The following is a 7,882-nucleotide window of genomic DNA, read 5'->3' as shown; positions in this document are numbered from 1 at the left end:
TATTGCAAAGGGCTTTGTGTATGATCGGGATCTCTTCAGTTTCTGAACTCGGCAAGCAAAAAAAACGCCGTTCGTTTTTGCGTTACGCTAAGGCTGCTCTGCGGACAAAGCCGTCTCAGGCCGGCGCTGCAGATTTCGCATTTCCACCGACAACCCACAAACACAACACCGCAAGCAAAACCTCTATCGCAAATGCGGCAAGAATGTTTTCGGATGGCCAACCATCGAGGACGAAACTGATCGTCCTGCCCACGGCGAAAGCTGAGAAAACCGTAGCCCCAAGCAAGGCTGAGGCCTGGACCAACTTTTTGTAAAATGCTCCGCACAAAATGATCAGGCCAAGTACCGCGAGATTGGCAGCAGGTGCACGCAACTCACTCATCAGGTTTGGCTGCGGCGAGAGTACGATGCCGTAGTTGGCGTAGAAAGACTGTGGGTCCAGAGTGATGGCCAGACCTATGGCGAATGCCGTTAATCCGGACATGCCCAAGATAAGTCTGCCTCTAAGTTCAAGTTTCATGTTTGTCTCCAATGTCCTTTGGCCTGGCTTAAGCGGCTTTGGTCCACGCGCCAGACATTTCAGCTTTGTTTGCGAAGTCGGCGAAGTCGCGTGGCGCGCGTCCAAGCGCACGCTGGACCCCGTCCGCGAGGTTCGCATTGCGCCCGTCCAGCGTTTCACGCGCGATGTCCGTAATCACATCAGCAATCATCTCGCCATTCGCATGGGCAATTTCCGCGTGGAAGTCTTCGAATGAAATTGGCAGGTATTGCACAGTCCGTCCCATGGCACGCGAAAGCTCTGCGGCAATGTCAGCAAACGTCATGAGGCGTGGTCCCGTGACCTCGTACAGTTCGCCGTCGTGTCCTTCTTCTGTCAAAGCAGCTACGGCAACATCGGCGATGTCGTCCACGTCGATGATTGGTTCGCGTACATCACCGGCGGGCATCGGCAAGACACCTGCCATGACCGGACCAAGCAATGCCCCTTCAGAGAAGTTTTGTGCAAACCATGCTGCACGAACGATAGTGAACGGAACTCCGGAATTGCGTACGACTGCTTCCGCTCGTTCCGCATGAAACTCGCCACGCCCGGTTAGCAGCACAAAACGCCGTAATCCCTTTTCACGAGCCAATGCTGTGAAGGCTTCGACTTGCTCAACCGCGCCTGGAAAAGCGATGTCAGGAAAGTAAGAAATATAGGCAGACGAGACGCCTTCCAGGATTGCGGGCCAGGTCTGCGGTTGTTCCCAGTCAAATGGCGTTTCACTGTTCCGCGATGCGCGCCGGACTGTCTGCCCTTTTTCTTCCAGACGTGTCGCGATCCGCGATCCGGTTTTGCCTGTTGCGCCAAGTACAAGAATGGTTTGCTGTATCATTGGTCATCTCCATGAGTTCACTTGATGGCCCGAAATTAGGCAATCAATAGAGATGTTCTATTCTTCAGAATCCGATATTCTTATTCGATCGTCCAAATTCGATAGACGAAGAGCTAAATTTCAGCCAAGGTCCCCACATGAACAAGGTTGAACCGCATGTCCCTGACCCAGATGCACTGGCACAGCCGATCGGCGATCCGCTGGGGGAAATCCTCCATTTGCTGAAATTGACAGGTACATTCTATTGCCAGTCTCGCATGACTGCACCATGGGGCGTATCGATACCGGGATTTCCCGGCGTACTGAGTTTTGCGGTCATCACACACGGGCGGTGCTTGATGAAGGTCGGTGACGATGACCCGTTCGAGGTCGAAAAAGGCGATCTGGTCTTGATGACCAACGGAGCTCCGGTCGGTTTCTTTAGCTCAGATGACACGCCGCTTTTGACGCTGGAGGAGTTGCCCATTCGCAAGGTAACCGAGCTTTATGAAACACTGGAATACGGCGGCGGCGGCGCGGAGACGGGCATCATGTACGGCTTGGTCCGAATAGATCACGCCGCCAGTGATATGTTGATGCGTTTGCTTCCGGATGTACTCAAAATCGACCCGTGGGAGGAGGACGCCGGAAGCTGGTTACAGGCAACTTTGCAATTCATCGCAAAAGAGGCGCGGGAATTGAGACCGGGCGGCGAAACCGTGATCACGCGACTGGCCGATGTGGTTGTCATTGAGGCCATTCGTCGTTGGCTGAACAGCGCACCCGATGCAGATCGAGGCTGGTTAAAAGCTGCGCGAGACCCGCAGATCGGGCGCACGATAGTCGCGATTCACCGTGCGCCTGCTTCGGGTTGGACAGTCGAGTCTCTCGCGGAGGTTGCTGGTATGTCCAGATCCGCTTTCGCGGCACGGTTTACTGAGTTGGTAGGCGTTCCAGCAATCCAGTATCTTGCAACGTGGCGTATGCACCTTGCCAGCGAAAGGTTGGTGTCCACCGATCAACCAATCTCGCAGATTGCCGCTGACATCGGATACTTGTCAGAGCCTGCGTTCAACAAAGCCTTTAAACGGGTATTTGGCGCACCACCGGGAAAAATCAGAAAGAACGGAGTTCATTCCGTATCCAGGCGAAACTTGAGAAACTGAGCATCTTCGTATTCGATCTCGCCGATGTGTTTGGCACCGAGTTTCCGGAGCGCACCCAGATTTTTTCTACTTGGTGGCAGCAGAAACGTGACAAAGGGGATACGTTTGTCAGCAATCGCAAAGTCGATTGCCATTTTGGAAATCCGTTTCCCAAGGCCAAAGGCGTCGGGCCGCAAAACCAACCCAAAATCCCATTCGTCATCTTCTTTTTGAAAGCCCCCCCAACCAACATACCGACCGCCTGACAAAAATGCCCAATGTCCAAGACCGTCCCGTGCCCAGTAGCCTTCCTTCTTGGCGATAAACTCTCTTGCGACGTCAACATTCCATTTGAACGTCAAAAGCGGCATATGCTCTGCTACCCGGGGGTCGGACATATGAACCGCAATGTCATTCGGATCGATTTCCGAAAGGCGTGCAAATGAAATCCCATCTTTTATCATTATACTCATTTGATGGCCCGAGCTGTCCCTTGCATGCAGAGTAATTATGGCGCGAATACTGTTTCACAGCTTTCTCGCGACAATGTACCGGCTCGGCAATAACCCGGCTTGATCCGCTGTCTCGACGATATCGAAGCCCGCAAGTTCAATGGCGAGCTGGAGTTCAGCTACGGATACAAAATTTACGAACGGAGCTTTCCCGAGCACCTGCATAATCGGGATCGCTATTCGGCTGATTATGCCATATTTGAACCCTCCACTCTCTGGAGCGCAAACGGTCTTGGAAATGAATACCCCACCGGGTTTTGTAAGGGTCGCAATGTGTTCGAGTGCATGGCCCATATCGGGCACAAGGTGCAGTAGATTATGTGCGAGGACAGCGTCGTAAGAACCGTCGTTAGGATCGTGCTGCAGAACCTCGGCCACTTTGAACGTTACATTCTCCAGCTCTTCTTCAGCGAGTTTTTCGTTGGCGATTTCGATCATCCCCGGTGCGAGATCGGAGGCAGTGACTTGAGCCACATGTGGTGCCAGTAGCAACGCGGTTGACCCCGTCCCACACCCGATTTCCAGCACGCTGTCTTCGGCTTTCAGGTAGGACTTTGTACGTTCGAGCGTGTTCAGATACCCTTCCATATTTCGGATAGGATCAGCCGCATATTTGCGCGAAATCTTGCTCCAAAATGCGGCATCTTTGGACAATGCAGCCATATCGTTTCTCTTTTCCTTTGTTGTCACCGCAGCCAATATCTTAAAACGCCGATTTATTAAATTGCCAGATATTGCAGAACTGTTATGCATTAATGCATGAATTGGAAGGCTATCAATTTCGATTGGAACCAGGCTCGGTCCTTTCTTGCAACGGCAGAAGAAGGCTCGTTTTCCGCCGCGGCGCGCGTGCTTGAGCAGACCCAGCCAACCGTCGGTCGTCAGGTCGCCGCGCTGGAACAGGCGCTTGGCGTCACCTTGTTTGAAAGGGTTGGCAAGTCGCTTAATCTGACAACAGCCGGTGCTGAGCTTTTGGTGCATGTCAGTGAAATGGCAAATGTCGCTAACAGAATTTCTCTGACCGCAACAAGCCAGTCACAAGCAGTTGAAGGGCAAGTCAGGATCACTGCGTCAGACGTGATGTCAGCCTATCAGCTACCGCCTATTCTCAAACAGATCAGGCTCGCGGCACCGCGGCTTGAGATCGACGTTGTCGCAGCAAATGACATACGAGACATACAGCGGCGCGAGGCAGATATCGCAATTCGGCATGTGCGCCCGACACAACCGGATCTGATTGCAAAGCTCGTGGCAGAAGCGACGGCACATTTTTACGCTGCCCCTTCATACCTCGAACAGGTTGGGCGACCACGAAATGAAGACGAACTTGCTAAGTTGGATTTCGTCGGCTTTGGCGATGTTGACACGATGATTGGATTTCTCAATCCGGCTGACATCGAAGTAACCCGCAAGAATTTTCGGATTGGATCGCAGAGCGGGATAGTGTCATGGGAGCTTGTGCGCCAAGGCTTCGGCATTAGTGTTATGTCAGACGATGTGGCGGCCCTTACACCCGGTGTGGAGCGTGTTCTGCCCGAACGCGAACCATTCAAATTTCCTATCTGGTTGGCCACACACTCTGAGTTACAAACAGCGCGAAGGATCAGGTTGGTTTTTGATCAGCTTGCAGACCATCTCGGCTCGCGGACAAATTATTGAACGTGCGTTGGCCTGGTGTCGTGAACCGGAGTCTGCTTCGGGCTCGAAGCGGTCCTTCGCTGCACCAAAATCGAACGTCTGATAGTTGGCGGCAATTTTCGAACTTCTCAATCTGAGCACAAAAGGAAAGAGGCTGAACTCTCAACCTCTTTCAACATTTACCTATAGGGCCTTGGCCTTTTGGCGTCCTTTTTTTGCGAGGCTCTGCCTCGCGCTCCGAAGTATTTTTGAACAGAAGAAGGGGCGGGGTTTAGTTGGCTGCCGCCTTTTCGAGTGCCGGTCGGATCGTGCTTTCGATTACGCGCTGCGTTATTGGTCCGGGAAACCGCAGGATGATCGTGCCCTGACCATCAATGACATAGGTTTCCGGCACGCCATAGACGCCCCAGTCAAGACCCAGTCGTCCCTGCTCATCGCGTCCGATCCCGGCGTAAGGATCACCCAGTTCCGTCAGAAAGCGCTCGGCATTGCTCAACTGATCTTTGTAGTTGATGCCATAGACCGGGATGCCCTCGTCCGAAAGCGCTTGAAGGTTGGGATGCTCAACCCGACAGGGCGCGCACCAACTGGCCCAGTAGTTCACTAGTTTGACCTCACCATCGCGCAGGGTGGCGTCATCAAAGCTGGCCTTTCCGGGGAATTCGGTCAAAACAACCGGCGGCGCAGGATGCCCCTCAAGTGCAGACGGCAGCGTTTCATCAGAGCCCCTTTGCAACTGAACCAAGGCAGTGATCGCAAAGATTCCAAAAATCACGGGCGGTGCGATCATCAACGGCGATATTTTAGCCATGTCGGGTCATCCTGTCTTCGACCTTTTCCAGTTCGGCCCGAACCTTGCGCCCACGCATCACGCTGAAGGCGACCAGAGCAACCAAAAGGCCGATGGAAACGACGTAGGACCACATCACCGTGTCCGCATATTTTCCAAGATCAGGGATCATCCGTTTACCCTTTCCCGTGCCAGCAGAGCCTTGATCCGGCGCGCGCGAATTTCCGTGCCCGTGCGGTACAGCACCAGTGCGATGAACAACAGCACGAACCCGATGATGCACAAAAGCAGCGGGTAGAAATAGATATTACTGACCTTTTCTTCCGTATCCGATCCGGTAATGGCAGCCGCGCGCATGACCGAGGCCCCCTGATGCAGCCCTTGATTCCAGAAATTCACCGCATAGCGGCTGAGGATCGCAAAGACCGAGCCTACAAGACACAGAACCGAGGTCAGGTCGGCAGCGGTGTCAGGGTCCTCGATCGCTTCCCACAAGGCAACGTAGCCCAGATAGAACAGGAACAGGATCAGGAATGAGGTCAGGCGCGGATCCCAGGCCCACCATGTACCCCACATGGGCTGGCCCCAAATCGCGCCTGTCGCCAGCGCGATCAGCGTCATCGCAATGCCAATGGGGGCTGCGGCCCGGGCTGCCAATGCGCTGACATGGTGGCGGCGGACCAGCCAGACCAGCGAGGTTGCCAGCATCATCAGCCAGCAATTGATCGCCATCAGCGCCGCCGGGACGTGCAGATAGATGATCTTGACGGTCGATCCCTGCTTGTAGTCATCCGGCGTGAAGAAGAACCCCCAGACAAGCCCCACCACGATGCACGCGATAGAGGTGATCCAGAAAAACGGCATCACCCGTTCGCTGGTGGCAAGGAACTTGCGTGGATTGGCGTATTCCCACAGGGCGTTGGCTTTGGCTGCGATAGACATGGGCCTTATCTAGTCCGAGTCGGTTTCGTTCTCAATTGACCTTGGTCAATCTTTGAACGGGTCACCGAAGGTTGATACGCAAAACGGCGGCGCTGGCAAAGGGCAGCAGCGCAATTGTCGCGGCGGTAATCCCCGCCAGCATAAGCAATGGGGTTTGTGTCTCCATCCCTGTTGCGCCGCGGCGGGCAACCTCGGCGCCAAAGATCAGTGTGGGCACGTAGAGCGGCAGGACCAGTAGCGACAGCAGCAAGCCGCCGCGTTTTAGCCCCACGGTCAGGGCTGCACCGAAGGTGCCGATGACGCTCATGGCCGGGGTGCCGATCAGCAGCGAGATCACCAGCCATGAAAAGCCCGGCGCGGGCAGGTTCAGCAGCACACCCAGAAAGGGCGCGGCCAGAACCAGAGGCAGGCCAGTAGTCAGCCAATGAGCCAGCGCCTTGACCGTCACCACCGATTCCAGCGGCAGCGGTGCCGTGGCCAGTAGGTCGAGCGAGCCGTCCTCCCAATCCAGTGCCAGCAGGCGATCCAGTGACAGCAGGCAGGCCAACAATGCGCCCAACCAAAGCACACCAGGCGCGATGGTCGACAGCAGAGAGGATTGCGGGCCGACCGAGAACGGCACCAGCACGGTAACGATTAGGAAGAAGGCCAGTCCAAGGCCAAAACCTCCGCCCGCGCGGAAGGCCAGTTTCAGGTCGCGCAGCAGCAGGGCGATCACAGGAAGCCTCCGTCGAAATCGTCGATGGGTTTGGGTTTGGCCTTGTTGGGGCCGACATCCAGAACCTCTCCGTCCAGGCCTAGGTCGATATGGGTGGCGATCAGGGCCGAGCCGCCCTGCCCCAGATGTGCGCGCACGGCGTCGGCAAACATCTTCACCGCGTTCTGGTCCAGCGAGACAGTGGGTTCGTCCAGCATCCAGATCGGCCGCCCCGTGACCAGCATCCGTGCCAACCCAAGCCGCCTTTTCTGCCCGGCCGACAGGTTGCCCGCATGCCGGTCCGACAGCTCATTCAGGGCAAAGGCATCCAATGCGGGTTGAATATCCTTTGTGCCAAAAACCGAAGCCCAAAACGCCAAATTCTCGACCACGGTCAAAGTTGGCTTTATCCCGTCAGAATGTGACGCATAGGCGATCTGATCCTCGGCCCCGTCAACACGGCCCGTGATCGGAGGTTGCAGCCCCGCAAGTGTCCGAAGAAGGGTTGTCTTGCCGATCCCGTTCGGTCCGCGCAAGATCAGCGCCTTGCCGGGGGGAAGCGCAAAGCTGAGCCCTTCGAGCACGGGAACGCCGCCTCGGGCGATGGCCAGTTCGGTTACAGTCAGTGTCATGTCTTTCGCTTAACGGATTGCACGAAGGGACAAAAGGCAGGATTTGCCGCAGTGCTTTAATGAGGTTTGGGTTGACACTGGCAGAAGTGAGGGGGCAGCCCCGCCGCCATTGGCGCTTGAACCAATGGCGCACCAATGCCGGCTCATCGGGATACTATTAGCCAGATGAAG

The 7,882-nt window shown here is 55.4% G+C and carries 11 protein-coding genes; 2 read left to right on the top strand and 9 right to left on the bottom strand.

Going from position 1 to position 7,882, the window contains the following annotated elements:
• Positions 1 to 115: 115 nt before the first annotated feature.
• Positions 116 to 520 carry a DUF4345 domain-containing protein gene (locus ACR0MS_RS02380; RefSeq protein WP_171127094.1) on the bottom strand — a complete coding sequence of 135 codons (405 nt, stop codon included), beginning with the start codon at positions 518 to 520 and terminating at the stop codon, positions 116 to 118.
• A 28-nt stretch (positions 521 to 548) separates the two neighbouring features.
• Positions 549 to 1,376: an NmrA family NAD(P)-binding protein gene (locus tag ACR0MS_RS02375; protein WP_171127093.1), complete on the bottom strand. Its 828-nt coding sequence runs from the start codon at positions 1,374 to 1,376 to the stop codon at positions 549 to 551.
• Positions 1,377 to 1,513: 137 nt separating this feature from the next.
• Here ACR0MS_RS02375 and ACR0MS_RS02370 point away from each other — a divergent pair, with 137 nt between their 5' ends.
• Entirely contained in the window at positions 1,514 to 2,521 is a 1,008-nt protein-coding gene (locus tag ACR0MS_RS02370) for an AraC family transcriptional regulator (protein ID WP_480568567.1), read from the top strand.
• On the opposite strand, the gene ACR0MS_RS02365 is transcribed toward ACR0MS_RS02370, so the two are convergent.
• A complete protein-coding gene (locus ACR0MS_RS02365) occupies positions 2,488 to 2,973 on the bottom strand; it encodes a GNAT family N-acetyltransferase (RefSeq protein WP_216598975.1) in 486 nt (161 codons plus the stop codon). The two genes, ACR0MS_RS02370 and ACR0MS_RS02365, sit on opposite strands and share 34 nt — an antisense overlap.
• A gap of 54 nt (positions 2,974 to 3,027) precedes the next feature.
• Complete coding sequence (locus tag ACR0MS_RS02360; protein ID WP_319544987.1) at positions 3,028 to 3,675, bottom strand: class I SAM-dependent methyltransferase; 648 nt, start codon at positions 3,673 to 3,675, stop codon at positions 3,028 to 3,030.
• A gap of 96 nt (positions 3,676 to 3,771) precedes the next feature.
• Here ACR0MS_RS02360 and ACR0MS_RS02355 point away from each other — a divergent pair, with 96 nt between their 5' ends.
• Entirely contained in the window at positions 3,772 to 4,671 is a 900-nt protein-coding gene (locus ACR0MS_RS02355) for a LysR family transcriptional regulator (RefSeq protein WP_170412903.1), read from the top strand.
• Between the two features lie 250 nt (positions 4,672 to 4,921).
• Here ACR0MS_RS02355 and ACR0MS_RS02350 read toward each other — a convergent pair whose 3' ends face one another.
• The 5 genes from ACR0MS_RS02350 to ccmA all read right to left on the bottom strand — a co-directional run bounded on the left by ACR0MS_RS02350 (position 4,922) and on the right by ccmA (position 7,711).
• Positions 4,922 to 5,461 (bottom strand): DsbE family thiol:disulfide interchange protein, encoded by a 540-nt coding sequence (locus ACR0MS_RS02350; protein WP_480568563.1) that lies wholly within the window; start codon positions 5,459 to 5,461, stop codon positions 4,922 to 4,924.
• A complete protein-coding gene (gene ccmD / locus ACR0MS_RS02345) occupies positions 5,454 to 5,612 on the bottom strand; it encodes a heme exporter protein CcmD (RefSeq protein WP_480568560.1) in 159 nt (52 codons plus the stop codon). Before ccmD ends, ACR0MS_RS02350 begins: the two co-directional genes overlap by 8 nt.
• A complete protein-coding gene (locus ACR0MS_RS02340) occupies positions 5,609 to 6,382 on the bottom strand; it encodes a heme ABC transporter permease (protein WP_480568558.1) in 774 nt (257 codons plus the stop codon). Before ACR0MS_RS02340 ends, ccmD begins: the two co-directional genes overlap by 4 nt.
• Before the next feature lie 61 nt (positions 6,383 to 6,443).
• Entirely contained in the window at positions 6,444 to 7,100 is a 657-nt protein-coding gene (gene ccmB, locus ACR0MS_RS02335; protein WP_480568555.1) for a heme exporter protein CcmB, read from the bottom strand.
• Positions 7,097 to 7,711 carry a heme ABC exporter ATP-binding protein CcmA gene (gene ccmA / locus ACR0MS_RS02330; RefSeq protein ID WP_480568552.1) on the bottom strand — a complete coding sequence of 205 codons (615 nt, stop codon included), beginning with the start codon at positions 7,709 to 7,711 and terminating at the stop codon, positions 7,097 to 7,099. Before ccmA ends, ccmB begins: the two co-directional genes overlap by 4 nt.
• Positions 7,712 to 7,882 lie beyond the last annotated feature (171 nt).

Source organism: Ruegeria sp. CJ2, assembly GCF_056536745.1.
This window is presented reverse-complemented; position numbering and strand designations above follow the sequence as displayed.